16 protein-coding genes are annotated in these 15,367 nt (G+C 45.1%); 8 read left to right on the top strand and 8 right to left on the bottom strand.

All coding sequences use genetic code 11. The features are described 5' to 3' along the window. Positions 1–183: 183 nt before the first annotated feature. The gene (locus C9J03_RS13740) at positions 184–603 is read right to left on the bottom strand and encodes an SgrR family transcriptional regulator (protein WP_044621416.1); all 420 of its coding nucleotides are present in this window, start codon (positions 601–603) and stop codon (positions 184–186) included. Continuing rightward, a complete protein-coding gene (locus tag C9J03_RS27310; RefSeq protein WP_162845568.1) occupies positions 593–718 on the bottom strand; it encodes an SgrR family transcriptional regulator in 126 nt (41 codons plus the stop codon). Before C9J03_RS27310 ends, C9J03_RS13740 begins: the two co-directional genes overlap by 11 nt. Positions 719–943: 225 nt before the next feature. On the opposite strand from C9J03_RS27310, the gene C9J03_RS13745 reads away from it, so the two are divergent. After that, entirely contained in the window at positions 944–2,332 is a 1,389-nt protein-coding gene (locus C9J03_RS13745; RefSeq protein WP_044621415.1) for a glycoside hydrolase family 1 protein, read from the top strand. A 64-nt stretch (positions 2,333–2,396) separates the two neighbouring features. Here C9J03_RS13745 and C9J03_RS13750 read toward each other — a convergent pair whose 3' ends face one another. Together C9J03_RS13750 and C9J03_RS27175 are read right to left on the bottom strand one after the other, a co-directional pair. Then, positions 2,397–3,314, bottom strand: a complete 918-nt coding sequence (locus C9J03_RS13750; protein WP_338064702.1) for an endonuclease/exonuclease/phosphatase family protein — start codon at positions 3,312–3,314, stop codon at positions 2,397–2,399. Between the two features lie 6 nt (positions 3,315–3,320). Continuing rightward, the gene (locus tag C9J03_RS27175; protein WP_338064701.1) at positions 3,321–3,749 is read right to left on the bottom strand and encodes a hypothetical protein; all 429 of its coding nucleotides are present in this window, start codon (positions 3,747–3,749) and stop codon (positions 3,321–3,323) included. Between the two features lie 948 nt (positions 3,750–4,697). Between C9J03_RS27175 and C9J03_RS13755 the strand changes: the two genes are divergently transcribed. Further along, entirely contained in the window at positions 4,698–6,413 is a 1,716-nt protein-coding gene (locus tag C9J03_RS13755) for an NAD-dependent malic enzyme (RefSeq protein WP_044621414.1), read from the top strand. 327 nt (positions 6,414–6,740) lie between these two features. Here C9J03_RS13755 and C9J03_RS13760 read toward each other — a convergent pair whose 3' ends face one another. Continuing rightward, complete coding sequence (locus C9J03_RS13760; protein ID WP_044621413.1) at positions 6,741–7,076, bottom strand: DUF3392 domain-containing protein; 336 nt, start codon at positions 7,074–7,076, stop codon at positions 6,741–6,743. Between the two features lie 101 nt (positions 7,077–7,177). Between C9J03_RS13760 and C9J03_RS13765 the strand changes: the two genes are divergently transcribed. The 4 genes from C9J03_RS13765 to C9J03_RS13780 all read left to right on the top strand — a co-directional run bounded on the left by C9J03_RS13765 (position 7,178) and on the right by C9J03_RS13780 (position 9,327). Next, the gene (locus tag C9J03_RS13765; protein WP_082060495.1) at positions 7,178–7,315 is read left to right on the top strand and encodes a DUF2256 domain-containing protein; all 138 of its coding nucleotides are present in this window, start codon (positions 7,178–7,180) and stop codon (positions 7,313–7,315) included. A 39-nt stretch (positions 7,316–7,354) separates the two neighbouring features. Next, the gene (gene arfB / locus C9J03_RS13770; RefSeq protein ID WP_044621412.1) at positions 7,355–7,768 is read left to right on the top strand and encodes an alternative ribosome rescue aminoacyl-tRNA hydrolase ArfB; all 414 of its coding nucleotides are present in this window, start codon (positions 7,355–7,357) and stop codon (positions 7,766–7,768) included. An 87-nt stretch (positions 7,769–7,855) separates the two neighbouring features. After that, on the top strand, positions 7,856–8,305 hold the full coding sequence (locus C9J03_RS13775; protein ID WP_044621411.1) for a hypothetical protein: 450 nt from the start codon (positions 7,856–7,858) through the stop codon (positions 8,303–8,305). Between the two features lie 128 nt (positions 8,306–8,433). Further along, a complete protein-coding gene (locus C9J03_RS13780; protein WP_044621410.1) occupies positions 8,434–9,327 on the top strand; it encodes an aspartoacylase in 894 nt (297 codons plus the stop codon). A gap of 406 nt (positions 9,328–9,733) precedes the next feature. On the opposite strand, the gene iadA is transcribed toward C9J03_RS13780, so the two are convergent. Continuing rightward, positions 9,734–10,870 carry a beta-aspartyl-peptidase gene (gene iadA, locus C9J03_RS13785; protein ID WP_044621409.1) on the bottom strand — a complete coding sequence of 379 codons (1,137 nt, stop codon included), beginning with the start codon at positions 10,868–10,870 and terminating at the stop codon, positions 9,734–9,736. 205 nt (positions 10,871–11,075) lie between these two features. Here iadA and C9J03_RS13790 point away from each other — a divergent pair, with 205 nt between their 5' ends. Then, a complete protein-coding gene (locus tag C9J03_RS13790) occupies positions 11,076–11,999 on the top strand; it encodes a LysR family transcriptional regulator (RefSeq protein WP_044621408.1) in 924 nt (307 codons plus the stop codon). Positions 12,000–12,293: 294 nt separating this feature from the next. Further along, a complete protein-coding gene (locus C9J03_RS13795) occupies positions 12,294–13,088 on the top strand; it encodes a PAS domain-containing protein (RefSeq protein WP_044621407.1) in 795 nt (264 codons plus the stop codon). A 164-nt stretch (positions 13,089–13,252) separates the two neighbouring features. Here the strand turns inward: C9J03_RS13795 and C9J03_RS13800 are convergent, their stop codons facing one another. Further along, positions 13,253–14,848: a BCCT family transporter gene (locus C9J03_RS13800; RefSeq protein WP_044621406.1), complete on the bottom strand. Its 1,596-nt coding sequence runs from the start codon at positions 14,846–14,848 to the stop codon at positions 13,253–13,255. Positions 14,849–14,987: 139 nt separating this feature from the next. Then, complete coding sequence (locus tag C9J03_RS13805; RefSeq protein ID WP_044621405.1) at positions 14,988–15,302, bottom strand: DOPA 4,5-dioxygenase family protein; 315 nt, start codon at positions 15,300–15,302, stop codon at positions 14,988–14,990. Between the last annotated feature and the right edge of the window lie 65 nt (positions 15,303–15,367).

Here is a 15,367-nt window from a genome sequence, read left to right on the forward strand (position 1 = left end):
CGGTTTTTTTCAAATGGACTCTAGGAAACACCAAGAAGCTTATGGAGCGTTATGATCTTGATTTGATGAGTTTTGCCGGATATCCCGTCGATCATTTCTAATAGCAAGTGAATATAAAATATCACCTGTTTTCTTACTCATCATCCGCCCAGACTTTTTTAAAGTCTGGCCAAGACCAGTCGGTTATTGATACCCCTTGTAAGACCCCCGCCACCGAAGTGTTTGCCGATGATGGAATAACGGCACCAGCCAGTTTTCGTATTGCATAGTTGTTCCGATTGATTCCAGTTGTGCTAAATAGTCTTTAACTTCCCACCGTTCGCGGATGTGGTTCAATTGTTGGTGAAGCCAGCTTTGCGCCTCGGAGGATAAACCGCTGTGCAAGATGGTATTGGAGTAAAACCAGCGAAAAACGGAAACCGGTAGGTTATCGTCAACATTGAAGCTGGCAATGATGATGGCCTCCTTTAACACTTCTCGCTCTGCGCGTTCATGGAACTCGGCAAAAGGATAGACCTTAACCTTACTGGAGATACCCATACGCTGGAGTTTATCGCTGAGTGCTTTGGCGCAATCGAGGATGACCATATGGTCATAGGCCATGTCGTGCTGTGGTGCATAGTATGCCTGCCACCTCCGATAGGGAAATCATCACATCTTGTTTGGTACCCAGAGGCATTAAGCGCGAGTAGTACTGAAAAGCTCTTTCATCTTTCATTGGACAGCAAATATGTTGCAAATAAGGAACGCGACAAGTTTAAAACTTCCTTATTTTAAGCTCATGCGGCAAAAAGCGCTAATTTGTATTGGGTTGTCGTCAATAAGGGGAAGTAAAGTTATAAAATTGGACTCTTTTTCTTTTCCTTATTTTTACCGATACTAGCTCTATATTCAGTTTGACTTGCTTGGCCTTGGGCCGCTTAAAGACTCATTAGGGGTAGCTATGACTCAGTTTCCGGACGATTTTTTATGGGGTGGGGCAATTGCCGCTAACCAGGTTGAAGGTGCTTATGATCTCGATGGCAAAGGGCTATCGACGTCGGACATGCTACCTTCTGGGATTTTAAGTCCTCATCAAACCCGGGAAGTGCGTACTGCGGGTATAAAGGATGTAGCAATCGACTTCTATCATCGTTACCCGGACGATATTTCCCTGTTCAAGGAGATGGGGTTCAACTGCCTGCGCCTGTCTATTGCCTGGAGCCGTATTTTCCCCAATGGTGATGAACAACAGCCAAATGAAGCGGGCCTAGCCTACTACGACCGCATTTTTGACGAGCTTGCCAAGCACGATATCACCCCTTTCGTGACGCTTTCCCATTATGAAATGCCTTACGCACTGGTAGAGAATTACGGTGGTTGGGCAGACCGCAAGCTGATTGAGTTCTTTGAACGTTACGTACGTACGGTTTTCCAGCGCTATAAGGACAAAGTGAAATTGTGGCTGACTTTCAATGAAATCAATATGTCACTGCATGCGCCGTTCACAGGGGTGGGGTTGCATGAAGATGCCACTGAGCAGGCTATTTATCAGGCTATCCACCATCAACTCGTTGCCAATGCTAAAGCTGTGAAATTGTGTCAGCAAATTATTCCTGATGGCAAAATTGGCAATATGTTGCTTGGAGCGATCAACTACCCGTATACCTGTAACCCGGATGATGTGATTGCCGCCATGCACGAGAACAACAAGTGGTTGTTTTTCGGCGATGTACAAACCCGAGGTAAATATCCTGGTTATATGCTGCGCTACTTCCGTGAAAATAACATTGAAATAGCGATGGAGGAGGGCGACCTTGAAACAATTTCTCAGGCTTCTGTCGACTTCATTTCATTTAGCTATTACGCCAGTGGCTGCGCCAGTGCCGATCCGAAACAGAAGGAGGTCGGTAACATTGTCGACAGTGTGCCGAACCCGTACCTAGAGAAAAGTCAATGGGGATGGCTTATCGATCCTAAAGGGCTGCGAATTCTGCTGAACTTCCTATACGACCGTTACCAGAAGCCATTATTCATCGTTGAAAACGGCTTGGGGGCTCGTGATGAAATCGATGAAAATGGTGAAATCCAAGACGATTACCGGATCCAGTACCTCAACGATCATTTGGTGCAGGCGAGGGAAGCCTTGTTAGATGGTGTCGAGTTGATGGGGTTCACTAGCTGGGGGCCTATTGATTTGGTGGCGAACTCAACGGCTGAAATGAGCAAGCGGTACGGCTTTATCTACGTTGACCGCCACGATGACGGCTCCGGCACCCTTGAGCGCAAGCGCAAGAAGAGCTTTAGCTGGTATCAGGAGATGATTGCAACGCAGGGACGCTCGCTGAAATAAGGTGTTATGTTTTGGCTTTTGCATCTACAAAGCCTCACCATTGGGCGAGGCTTTGTTTGAAGGGTTACTTGGTGAGATCCAAGTCAACCCATACCATGCGGTGATCAGATGAAACCCCTTTGTTGTTGCCTAGCTCTTCGTCATACACGAGGTAGTAACCGTCTTCGTTACCGGCAGGCCAGAATACGCCAGAGCCTTTGACATCCAATGTTGCCGATGGGATCACGTAGTCTAGGCGAAGACCACTGGTGCTTGTGATATTTTCAACATGCGGGGTATCAGGGTTGCGAGTACAGATACCTTCGTTAAGGCAGAATTCACCACCGTTACTGGTTGGCGCATAGCTACCTAGGGTGCCTTCAACATTGACCATTGAGTGGCTAATCAGGTTCGCAATCGTTTCACGATCACCATCTCCCATTTGATGATCGGCATTCAAATCGCCAGCAACAACGAAGTGACTACCTGCTGGCAGGCCGCCGTAAACGCCTTTGTCATCATACATGTAGTTTTTGGAATCGATGTAATCGTTCCAGAATTGCAGTTCGGCACGGTTACGTTCGGTGTTGTGTTTGGCCGGGTTGTCAAAAATCGGTGGCGCAGGGTGAGAGACCAAGAAGTGCACCACTTCTTTTTCGCCATTTGGTTGAGGAATAATCACTGGGATATCCGCATGGTTTTTTGAAGAAAGTGGGAATTGTGCCCAGGCTTCATCGCTGTACCAAGCATCACCGCATTTTTTACCCGCTGGCAGTTCAACATCACAATTTACGATTTCGATGTTTTTCTCACCAGGCATGTCTTTCCACTTGAAGTGCTGGAAAGTACGTACGTTTTCTTTGTCGATTTCAAACTGGGAGAAAACAGCAAAGGCATATTGACCATGGTAGAACCCAAAACCCCATGCGTCATCACCGGTACCTGAAGCGGTACCGTTAAGGTTCAGATCATAGTCGCTTGGTAGGCCTGTGTTGGTGGCGATGTTTTGCTAGTAGGCAAAGGCAATAGGTTGTTGATCATTTTGAGAGTGGGCCAGGTAGTTGTCATGAAAACCATTTAGGGCTTTCATATCTTCGCCATTGCCGTCGTTGTTGAACTCGGCAAGGACGAAGGCATTCGGGCGTACTCGTTGGATAATCTCAGCAACATTTCGAATTTGAATCACTTTTTCGGCAGTTGCAATTTCTTGGTCAGTTAATGAAGGATCTTCATTCTTGTAGCGCTCAATCAATACAGATTGCTCGTCTTGAGTCAGTGACATCTCTGCGACAAGATCTTCGTATGTAGCACGATCAAAAGATAGGTTAAAAGTGGCAAATCGCGCTTCAGTGTACGTATTAACCGAATCGCTGCTGTTACAGCCAGAAAGGGCAGCAAGGGCAATAGATGCTGCAATGAAAGTTTTCTTCATAGTCATTGTATTTGTTGTCGTTCAGAGCTTAATGAGTGATAGAGGCTAAAGAAAGTTTGTGCTCGTATCTGTTGATTCTCAAATAATTGTGAGCCATTTCAAATTATTTTTATGAGTTTGATTGAAATACAACCGGGTTGATAGAAGGTGACCGATTGCTTGTGCGCTTTTTGAGCGCAAAAACGTTTGCTTGTTGGAACTTGCAGAGCCTGAATTGAGTGTTAATAGGTAGTATATTCTAACTTTTTGTCACTAAATGATGTTCAGGAGCTTTGGTAAATACAATGAGCTGTATATGCGTTTTTCCTCGTAGAGGGCTTGTAATAGCGTTGATTAATCATATTGGTGTTTGTGAAATTGGTCTGAAAATTTAAGTGAGATATTTATTCCAATTGTTAAATGCATTACATAATGCAGACTTAAAATTTACTTTCACCTGAAATAGAGAATCAGGTGTATGACATATTGATTCTCTAATTATTCACAATAAATTATTTTGGCTAGTTGTATGTGTGATTATTGTTCTGGGCGCTTGGTTCAAGTGCGTCGTAACTGGATTCAACGATTGAAGTTTAAATCCATATGGAAATGTGTTGATTGTGGCAAGGAGAAAAGGTTATGAAAGACAAGAAGTTGGTTCGACAAATCGTAAAGTCGAAATCTATGAGTTTACTTGAAAAAACTAGAAGCAAGCATATGGCAAAAAGCCAATAAAGTGATTAAAACCCACGTTATTGTGTTTTTTAGGCAGAAATAGTCAACGACAGGACGGCTCTATAGTTTGTATCTTTAACATTATTTCTGTGCTTTAAAAGCAATTTGTCGGTATTTTTCATTTTTGACAAACCTTCAACTGTCACATTTTTCATTGTTTATAAGTATTACAATTTGATGGCTTTCTCTTCAGCAGAAAGCTTATGAATAACAATGATAATAATGTGAACGGAGGAATATATGACGATAGGGAGATACCTACGTTGGAAGGATGAAAATGGCGATGACTTCAGGCCTGTCTCATTGACAGGTACTGAATTGCTCAATGACCGGACTTTGAATAAAAGTACCGCTTTTTCTTACGAAGAAAGGGAAGCTTTTCAGTTGGAAGGCTTGTTGCCACCGCGTGTTCAGACTTTCGAAGACCAATTAAACCGGGTCTATGATGGCTTTCGCAATGCCTCTACCGATATTGAAAAATACCTGTTCTTGCGTGCTCTGCAAGATAGGAACGAAACATTGTTCTATGCGCTGCTCTCCAGGCATATAGAGGAAATGACTCCGATTATCTATACCCCAACTGTTGGTAAGGCCTGCCAAGAATTCAGTCATCGTTACCAAAAAGCCCGCGGCCTTTATATCACCGAAGACAATATTGAGAACATGGACGAGTTGGCTCGCCACTTTACCGGCAAAGATATAAAAATTATCGTGGTGACAGATAGCCAAGGTATTTTGGGGCTCGGTGACCAAGGGGTTGGAGGTATGGGTATTCCCATTGGGAAGCTGTCTTTATATACCTTGGGTGCTGGTATTCATCCTGCCCACTGCTTGCCGATTGCACTTGATATTGGCACAGACAATCAGGATTTATTGGATGATCCTATGTACCTAGGGGTGCCACGCCGACGCTTGAGAGGCGAAGCCTATAAAGCGTTTATTAAAAAGTTTGTGCATCAGGTAAAGCGCAATTTCCCCAAGGCAGTTCTTCAATGGGAAGACTTCAGCAAATCTAACGCCTTCGATAATCTCTCTGATTATGAAGAGTTCCTGCCATCTTTCAATGATGATATTCAGGGCACAGGTTCCGTGGTGCTCGCCGGTATTCTCGGTGCGGTAAAGATCAAAGGCGAATCACTGGCGGATCAAAGCTATGTCGTTTACGGAGCCGGGGCTGGTGGCGTAGGCGTTGCCGATCAGATCTTTGCAGGTCTGCTTAAAGAAGGCTGCTCTCATGCTGTTGCTCGAGACAAGATCTTTATTTTGGACTCTCAAGGTTTAGTGTTTGATGACCGTGAGGGGTTGGATGAGTACAAGAAACGCTATGCTAAACCAAAAACCCTCGCAGAAGGTTGGCGTGTTGCTGAGGCAGGTAAGGTTTCGCTGACGGAGTTAATCAATAACTATCCTGTTACGGTACTGCTGGGGACAAGTGGGATTGGTGGCGCATTTAAAGAAGAGCATATTCAGAAAATGATGGAATATAGCCAGCGCCCGATGATCTTCCCTCTGTCGAATCCTACAGCGAATTGCGAAGCGCTTCCGGAAGATATCTATCGCTGGAGTGACGGACAGGCCATTGTTGCAACAGGCAGCCCTTTTGGTGACGTTAACTACAACGGCGAGGACTACCGCATAGGGCAGGGTAACAACGTCTTTATTTTCCCTGGCGTCGGCTTGGCAGCGATTGTGTCCCACACGCAAAAGGTGACGCTAGATATGTTTACCACCGCATCCTATGCACTGGCGGAAATGGTCGAGGATGACGACTTGGAGTCTGGCTGTGTTTACCCTCGTATCAGTAACCTGAAAAAGGTATCGCTGCACGTAGCTACCCGGATTCTCAAGGACATGCAGGCCAAAGATCCTAACTGTGATTTAGCGGGTAAAGATATCGCTCACGAGTTGGCTGAACATATTTGGGAGCCGATTTACTTGCCTTACCGGCGGGTGTAGGTATCGGCAAAGATGATAACCCGGCATAAAGCCGGGTTTTTTTACATTTCATGCCAATGATTTAGCATTTCGGGCCACTTTTCTAGAAGCTGATCTGGGTCTTAACGGCTGGTGAATTATCAGGGTTAAAATGTTGTTAAAGCTTAATTTTCCTTTCTATATCAAGCCAGTGTAAGTTCGGGAGGTTCGTTATGCATATGTCGTGCTTTCTTGCAAAATTAAAACAGCTTGCCGTTATCTCTTTGATGGCAGTGTCTGGCGTTGGTCTGTGGTTGTTGATGATGTACCACATTTTCAGAATGGCAGCGTAACGCTAGGACGACGATGTTAAACCTGTTGGCGGTGGCGTTGGGCCCAGATGCCAATAACAACGAATAGCGTTGTGACAACGATAATGAGCCAGTGGTTAGCCAACTGGCTTAACTGCGTTGCCAAGATCGGGGCCGTCGTGACGATAAACAAACCGTAACCAAAGGCATTGATCAAAATAAAAATCATTGTTCTGACAATAAAGTTGGTGCCAATAAGTTGCTTTCGCATAAATCGGTTGATGTCAGCGGCGAACATGACAAGCAGGCAGGTAATGGCTGCCGTTGATATATCATCGGTCCAAGGTCTAATCCAATTACCGATATCAGTAATCAATGAAGTAATAAATTCCATAGGGTAATCCCACAATCCGCACGACATGTTTCTATCGTTGAGCGGTTATCACTAGTTGAACGTATATAGGCTAAAGACGACCGTATTTCGGTGAGGATTAAATGAAAAAAAGCCATCTGCCGCAGAAAAAGTGCTCGGCATGTGGACGCCCGTTCACATGGCGAAAAAAATGGCGCTTATGCTGGGAGCAGGTTCGTTATTGCTCTGAACGTTGCCGTCGACACAAAGTCGTCAACTAAATGTATACTGTTCGCTGAATCCCTTTATTTTTTACCTTTATGATAGAGATTTCCAATTCAGTTCAATTGGGTGACTGGGAAGTTGAGCTGACAGCGATTCGCGCCCAGGGGGCCGGTGGGCAAAACGTCAACAAAGTCTCGTCGGCCATTCATCTCCGATTTGATATTTCACGTTCGTCTTTACCGCCTTTTTACAAAGAAAGGCTGTTGGCTTTATCTGATAGCCGGATATCGAAAGAGGGCATTATTATTATCAAAGCCCAGCAATACCGTACCCAGGAGCAAAACCGTGAGGATGCCCTGGCAAGGTTGGTGGCTTTGATCAAGTCGGCGGTGGTACAGCAGAAGAAACGCCGAGCGACCAAGCCAACGCGTTCATCGCAGAAAAAGCGAATGGATAAGAAAACGCAGCGAGGCCAGACGAAAGTGTTGCGCGGCAAGGTGAAGTTTTGACTTGTATTGCAAAATCAATGTTTAACACTAATTTTGTATTTTAATTAGCGTTACATTTAAAAACCTCATTGTTCTATGGAGATAGGGATGTCTGATCAGAAGACCCAAAAATTGTTGCAGCTTTTTTACCGCGAAACGGAGCGGGTAAGGTTATTGGACTTGGATAAATTACCGACTCCGGATAGTAAGGAGCAAGATGCGCTTCAGGTATGGCTGGCAGGTAAGCGGGATTTTGCTCTCGAGGAGCTCACCCAGCAGCACTGGATCAAAACGTGCTCGGCGGGACATACCACCGAGTTGGTGCTTTATCCCAACGGTTGCTTAGAAGAGTTTACTTTGTTTCGTAGGCAGAAAACGGCAGGGGAGTGGCAGCTCATCAATGGCATGTTAGTGTTGAGCATCTATAAGGATGATAATCGCTATACCAGTACCGTTATTGCCAACCTAGGCAGCAGTATCCATTCAGCCATTGAGTATAAAAATGATCAATTACATGCCTATTTGAAGCTGGCACAAACCCGACCTCAAGGCATTTAGGGCTAGAGCTCTCTGGCTCGACCAGCGAATTTCAAGTAAATAAACATGCAATTGTTCTGGAAAAATAGTGATTAAGCTGGTATCAGTGAATATGATATTTTTACTGATTTAGGTGAGTCAAAGCTGAAATGACAGGGACGAATAGATTGAACAAAGTCGCGATTGTTGGTGGTACCCACGGTAATGAATTCAGCGGCATTTATTTGCTACGAAAGTGGCGTGACACACCGCAGCTCATTGAGCGTGGTAGTTTCACGGTCGAAACTGTTTTTGCCAATCCCAAGGCGTTCGAGGAAAACAAACGTTACCTGGACTGTGACATGAATCGTCAGTTTGGCGCGGATGATCTCAATAACCCCGATTTGGCTAATTATGAACAAAGCCGAGCAAAAGCGATTAACGCCCAGCTAGGGCCGAAAGGGGATGCAAAAACGGATTTTATTATCGATTTGCATAACACGACCAGCAATATGGGCCCTTCGCTGATCTTGCTCCAGAGTGACGCGTTTAACCGACAGCTCGGGGCCTATGTGAAGGCGAAAATGCCGAATGCGGTAGTGGTGCTCGAAGATCATGTTGCGGTTCATGAACACTACTTCTTGAGTTCCATTTCGCAGCAGGGAGTGATCGTTGAAATAGGCCCTCAGCCACAGTCTGTGATCCGTCAGGATGTGCTGGATTGGATGGAAGAGATGACTGGCCATATTTTGGACTTTGTTGATCTTCACAACCGTAACGCTGTCCCTGAGCTGCCAGCTAGCTATGAGGCCTATAAGTACCATGAAACCTTGAAGCTGCCTGAAAATAAACAGGGTGAGCGTATTGGTATGGTTCATCGAAATGTTCAAGATGCCGATTTCAAAGCACTTCGTCATGGCGATCCGATCTTTACCTTGTTTGATGGTCAGGAGGTATGCTGGGAGGGGGATTACGAGGCGTATCCGCACTTTATCAACGAAGCGGCCTACTATGATAATAATCTGGCGATGTCGTTAGCCAAGAAAGTGACGGTTGACGTATAAATGACTTGGTTCACTATGTGAAAAACCGCCATTGGCGGTTTTTTATTACCTAAAAACAGATTATTGATATTTGTTTTTCAAAAATTTTGACGGCGTAGTCAAGAAAATGACTTGCCGAATAGAATTGGTATGGCGTACTATTTGTGCGTCCAAGGAAGGCTCAAGACTGAGGATGTAGCTTTTTAATCACAGATAGTTAGGTGTTAAAGTGTGTCAGCACTGTAATGTTCAAATGGTCAAAATGCGCCGTAACTGGTGGCAAAAAATCAAATACAAGTCATTATGGAAATGCCCGCAATGTGGCAGCTCTATGTCAATCTCTTAAGCACTGATCATTTGCTTATACAAAAGCCGTAGCTCGAAACGCTACGGCTTTGTCGTTTGTATTATGTTGATTTTGAATTGCTTACTCAAAGTTTCCTGTTACCAGCATCTCGCCGTTGAGCATCATCGTTTTGCCATGAGCAATGACGCTATTTAGGCTGAAGTCATCATTGAAGATACACAGATCAGCATCAAAGCCGGCTTCAACCCGGCCTTTTTTAATACCCAGTGAGTCAGCAACATTGGCCGTTACCATGGCAATAGCGAGCTCTGGTGCTATCCCTGCATTAATTAACTTCGGCAATATCAGTAAGTTGCTATTGACATCGGCAGCAGCCATGCCGACGATGGCTCCAGTTTCATCGAATTTAGGCAAGCTTCCGTTACCGTCAGAGCTGATGGTGATGTGATGGGCCTCTACACCTGAGGCCATCGCGTATTTGACGGCTTGTTCAGGCGGAGTGAAACGGCTACCACCGGAAGTAATATCGATAAATCCGCCTTTGCGGGCAAATTCGATGGCCTGGTTAAATAGCTGCTCGGTACGGGCGACATGGGTTGGCGAGAAATGGTGAATGGGCAGGCCCATCGCTAGAAGCTCATTGACTTGGGCGAATGGGTTATCGAGGCCGCCCATATGGATATGTAGCAGCCCTCGCTTGCCAGAAAGCATGCCTGCAATACGGATATCCGAGACGATACGGGCAAGTTCTCCGGTCGTGGGGAAGGAGCACCGATGGTCGGCAAGTGCAATTTTGACACCGAGGATAGCAGGGATGAAAGTGATATCATCGCGGATCGACCCGGTAATGGTTTTGGTCGGTACTTCGTAAGATCCGGTGTGCATGTAGGCGCTGATGCCTTCTTCGCGCAGTGCCGCAGCCTTTGCATACAAGTCCCGTGGAGAACGGGAGATACCGTCGGTACCCAGTACACCAACGGCTGTAGTGGTACCTGCCTGAATCAGTTTATTTAGGGTGACTTGCGGGGTACGGCTGGCAAATCCCGCTTCGCCACCACCGCCTGTGAGGTGGAGGTGTTGGTCTATCAGGCCGGGAGTAACAATTTTGCCCTGACAGTCGATGGTACTCACATCTTTAAGCGCATTAACTTGCATTGAGGGGCTGATTGCCAGTACCTTGCCGTGAGAAATTAGAATATCCGTCCTGCCAATAGGTAACGGGGAATAAAGCTCAGCGTTTTTAAGTAGGGTAAACATAGGGTGCTCTTTTGTTATTGATTGTAAGTACTGTGTTTGATGCTCAGTCAAACCAGCTGCTTTGGCAGAGGTTCTGTTGTCACCAGCCTTTCTGCTTCAAAAAGAGAGTAACCTTAATTTTTATAAGAGTATTTTTATTTCTATTGCTGTTTTCGAATGAAACTATTCATTCAGATCATAGCTTGACGTATGGCAGGAAGAGTTTATGGATTTCAAATGGTTAGATGATTTTATGAGCCTGAGGGAGTTAGGGAACTTCGGCGCAGCCGCCAAGGCTCGGCATGTGACCCAGTCCGCTTTTAGTCGCAGGATACAGGCGTTGGAGTTGTGGGTCGGCACGCCTTTGTTTGATCGCACATCTTACCCAATCACCCTGACAGAGCATGGTGAGAAGTTTGTCCCTTATGTGGAAAATCTGCTTGAACAGATCAAGGTGACCAAAGAAGATTTTGCCCAGGTATCACTGAAAACGGATAATACTGTTCGTATTGTTAGTTTGCATTCGTTTGCCGTTAACCTGTTACCCAATTTATTTCGGCAGGGAAGTGGGCAGTTCAAAACGCTTAACTTGGCCATCAACCCCTCCGTACAGGGAATAGACAATCATTTCCAGGCTTTAATCGATGGCTCGAGCGATATTCTGTTTGCTTACAATACTCAGGGAATGCGCCCATCATTTTTGATTGAAGATAAGGTGGAAAAGTTGCTGGTGTCTCAGGAGGAGATCATTCCCGTCATTTCACCGAGGCTGCTGGAACAGCACGCTTCAGGAGAAGACTATCCGTATTTGGCATATTCAGAGCATACTTTCCTGCACAATGTCGTTGCCCCTTTAGTTGATAAAAGCCGATGCCCCCTTAATCAGGTATTCGAGACGACATTGACCGAGTCTTTAATAAAGATGGCCGTTAATGGCTATGGGGTGGCCTGGGCTCCTCGCCATGCAATTGACGCCGAGTTGTCGGCTGGGCTTCTGGTCAGGGCATTTCCTGAAATGACAGAGTTGCTGATTATTTTGGATATCGTTTGTTATCGCGCAAAAGAAGCTAATCGTCAATCGGTTAGCCAGTTTTGGCGGGGGCTCAGCGAGGTTGTTGAATCATCGTTTTATGGTGAGAAATATCATTAACTTGGAGGCTTAGTGCTAAATGAATAAGCTGTTATAAGGTGAATCGCTAAAAAACGCAGTAAGAACTGCGGTTTTTTGATTGCAGTGTTTTGAAAAATATCTTTAGTGCTGTGTACATCATAGCAGTAGTTAAAGTGCTATTGAAATAGTGTTCGAATGCAACACTTCAATAGAAATGTCAACTTTTCTTACAATATAAAAGAGAATTACATTGATATAGTACACTTGTTGGGTATTCTTATGGCCGTGTTAAAGTACATAAGAATGCCCTATTTAAGTTAATTACAGCCAAAGATGAATATAACCGATGAACAGTATCTTTATGCTGTTAGATTAAAAAATATATCTCACCCGTTTCCCTGTGTTATTTATGATAAAAAAGGCAATTATTTTTTTATTAACAGGGCGTTTGAAGTTTGTTTTAGTGTGAAAAATGAGCAGGTTATTGGGAGGGATATCTTATCTTTAGAAAGTAATGTAAATGATTTTGTTAGCGTTATAGATGCTCAGAATAAGCATGTAATGGAAACTAAAGAGCATCTTTTTTCATTGAACATAGTGCCAACGACATCGGGAACTGAGGCTTTCTATGTATCAAAACGACCTTTAATCAATGCACTTGGTGAGGTTGTTGGTATTGAGGTCACTATGTTTAACACTGGCTTTATTTTTTCATTGTATTCGTCATTTAACGACCCTAGTATGTACCAAGAGCAAGGAAGTAAGCTTGATGAGGTGAAGGGGCTATGCGATTGTTTTACGCCATTACAAGAGACCTATGCCTACTTCATTATGTGTGGTTTTTCAAACGATGTGATAAGTACCATTCTTAACAAATCAATTAAGACTGTTGAAAACAATATGTCTCGGCTGTTTGATAAAGCACAGATGTGCTACAGCCCTTACATTATCAGCCGGCGAGAGTTTCGCAATTATTTGTTGAAAAATAAGATCACCAATTTGTCGCCGGCAGGGACAATGAAACCCTTTATCAAAACACTGACTACGGTACCGAGTAACAGTATTGAGACTGGGGGCAGTTCACTGAGTCATTTTCTGCGACTTGATGACTTTGAACAGAGGATTTGAGTTTGCCTGTATTGGTATTATCACAATATCAACGGCATGAAAGAGAAGCGAAAAAGCCTGACTGCGACAGAGTTTAGCAATCAGGCCTTGTCATGTTGTTTAACAGAGTTCTTTTACTTTAAGATGCACTTGACGTTGCAATTCTTTTTTCAAAGGTGTAATCGTTAGCTAGCGTATGCCGAGTGATAAACTTTCAGTTCACTGCGCATACCCAGTACAAGGCTGATACACATCACCATCAAGATAATAGTAAATGGTAATGCCGTTGAAATCGTACCGGCTTGTAGCGCTTGAATCGCTTCGGTACCACCCACCCACAGCAGCATTGCGGCGATGGCCCCTTCGACGGTCGCCCAAAAAATACGCTGAGGTACTGGCGCATCGATTTTACCACCGGCAGTGATGCTATCGATAACCAGTGATGCCGAATCAGACGAGGTAATGAAGAATACCATAATCAATGCAATAGAAATGACCGACAGTGCTGTGCTAAACGGCAGAGCGTCATAGGCGTGGAACAGTGACAGCGTGACGTCAGTCAGCCCATTAGCTCCCAGCTCACCCACTTTACTTACCACTTGCTCGATAGCCAGACCACCGAAGGCTGACATCCAAATTAATGTGATAGCGCTCGGGATGAAGATTACTGCAGTGATGAATTCGCGTACGGTACGGCCTTTCGAGACACGGGCAATAAACATACCCACGCATGGTGACCATGAAATCCACCATGCCCAGTAGAACACTGTCCAACCATGCATCCAGGCTTCATCTTCACGGCCATGAGGGTTGCTCAGTGGCAACATGTTATCGAGATAACCTAGCAGTGTTGTTGGGACTGTTTTCAAGAAGGTTGATAGGGTAACGACAATAACGAAGATAAGCAGCGAGAAAGCCACTAACAGGTTGATATTGCTGAGTACTTTTACTCCACCATCGATACCGCGAATCACCGAGATAATTGCCAAAGAGGTCACAAAGGCAATAACGGCGAGTTGAATACCTAAGCCATTCTCTAAGCCAAAGACATGGCTCAGACCACTGGCCGCTTGTTGGGCCCCTAGGCCGAGCGAGGTGGCAAGGCCAAACAGGGTGGCAAGCACCGCAAGTACATCAATCACATGGCCGAACCACCCCCAAGTCTTGTCGCCAAGTAGCGGGTAAAAGACCGAGCGGAAAGAAAGCGGTAGACCTTTGTTGAAGGCAAAAAATGCCATCGACAGTGCCACGACCGCATAGATCGCCCAAGGATGCAGACCCCAATGGAACATGGTTGCGCCAAGTGCGGCGTAAGCGGCTTCTTCTGAGTAGGCCTCGACACCCAACGGGGTTTCGTACCAGCCAGTGAAATAAGCGACAGGCTCTGCTACCCCCCAGAACATCAAGCCAATCCCCATCCCGGCAGCAAACAACATCGCAATCCAAGATAGGCTTGAGTGTTCGGGTGTTGCATCATGACCACCAATGCGGATTTTACCGAATGGTGAAACAATCAGGCTAAGGCAGAATAGTAGGAAGAGGTTTCCTGCCCACATGAACATGTTGTCGAAGCTGCCGATGATCTGCCATTTGATGCCATCGAGAGTGGCTTTTGCTGTTTCAGGTTCGCTGACAAAAAGTGCAACTAGAAAAACGATGATGAGGCCAGCGCTGGCACCGAAGACGGGATTATGAACATCAAATCCCCATTTCTGAATGTTGTCCTGACCGACGGTATAGTCGGTATTTTCAATACTGTACTTATCCTTAGTGACAGTCATTATTTCCCCAATTGTTTAGAGTCCAAAATAAATTTCGATGGCTATGCTAACAAAATGAATCATGAAAACCAAATTATTGAGAGGTTTGTCACTTCAAATGCATGATATTGACATCATCTCTCGGTTTTTTATTATGTACTCAAAACAATATATCGGTCTTGATTGGAAGTACTTTGCCAAGCCATAGTGCTTTTGTAGTGTGGTCCGAGAGTGCATCATCAGACACCGGATGGATCAGAGCCGATAGCTCTCCGCGCTGGCTATCCAGCCAGCTGACAAAGCCTTGTTTATCTTCAGTAAAATGAACTTCAAACATCGGTTTGCTATGAGGGCCGACTTCGCGATGCACGAGGGGAAATACGCGTTTGGCCGCTTTGTGCTGAGCGATTTTATCGTGTAGCTGCTCTGCCGCACGGACTTGGTTGTGATCAAAGTAAATATGGGCGTGATACATAGTCGTCTCCATGAGCGTCCATTGAATGTAGGAAATATTGTAAGCCTTGAAGACACAGAGACGAG

Source organism: Photobacterium gaetbulicola (assembly GCF_003025515.1).
GTDB lineage: Bacteria > Pseudomonadota > Gammaproteobacteria > Enterobacterales > Vibrionaceae > Photobacterium > Photobacterium gaetbulicola.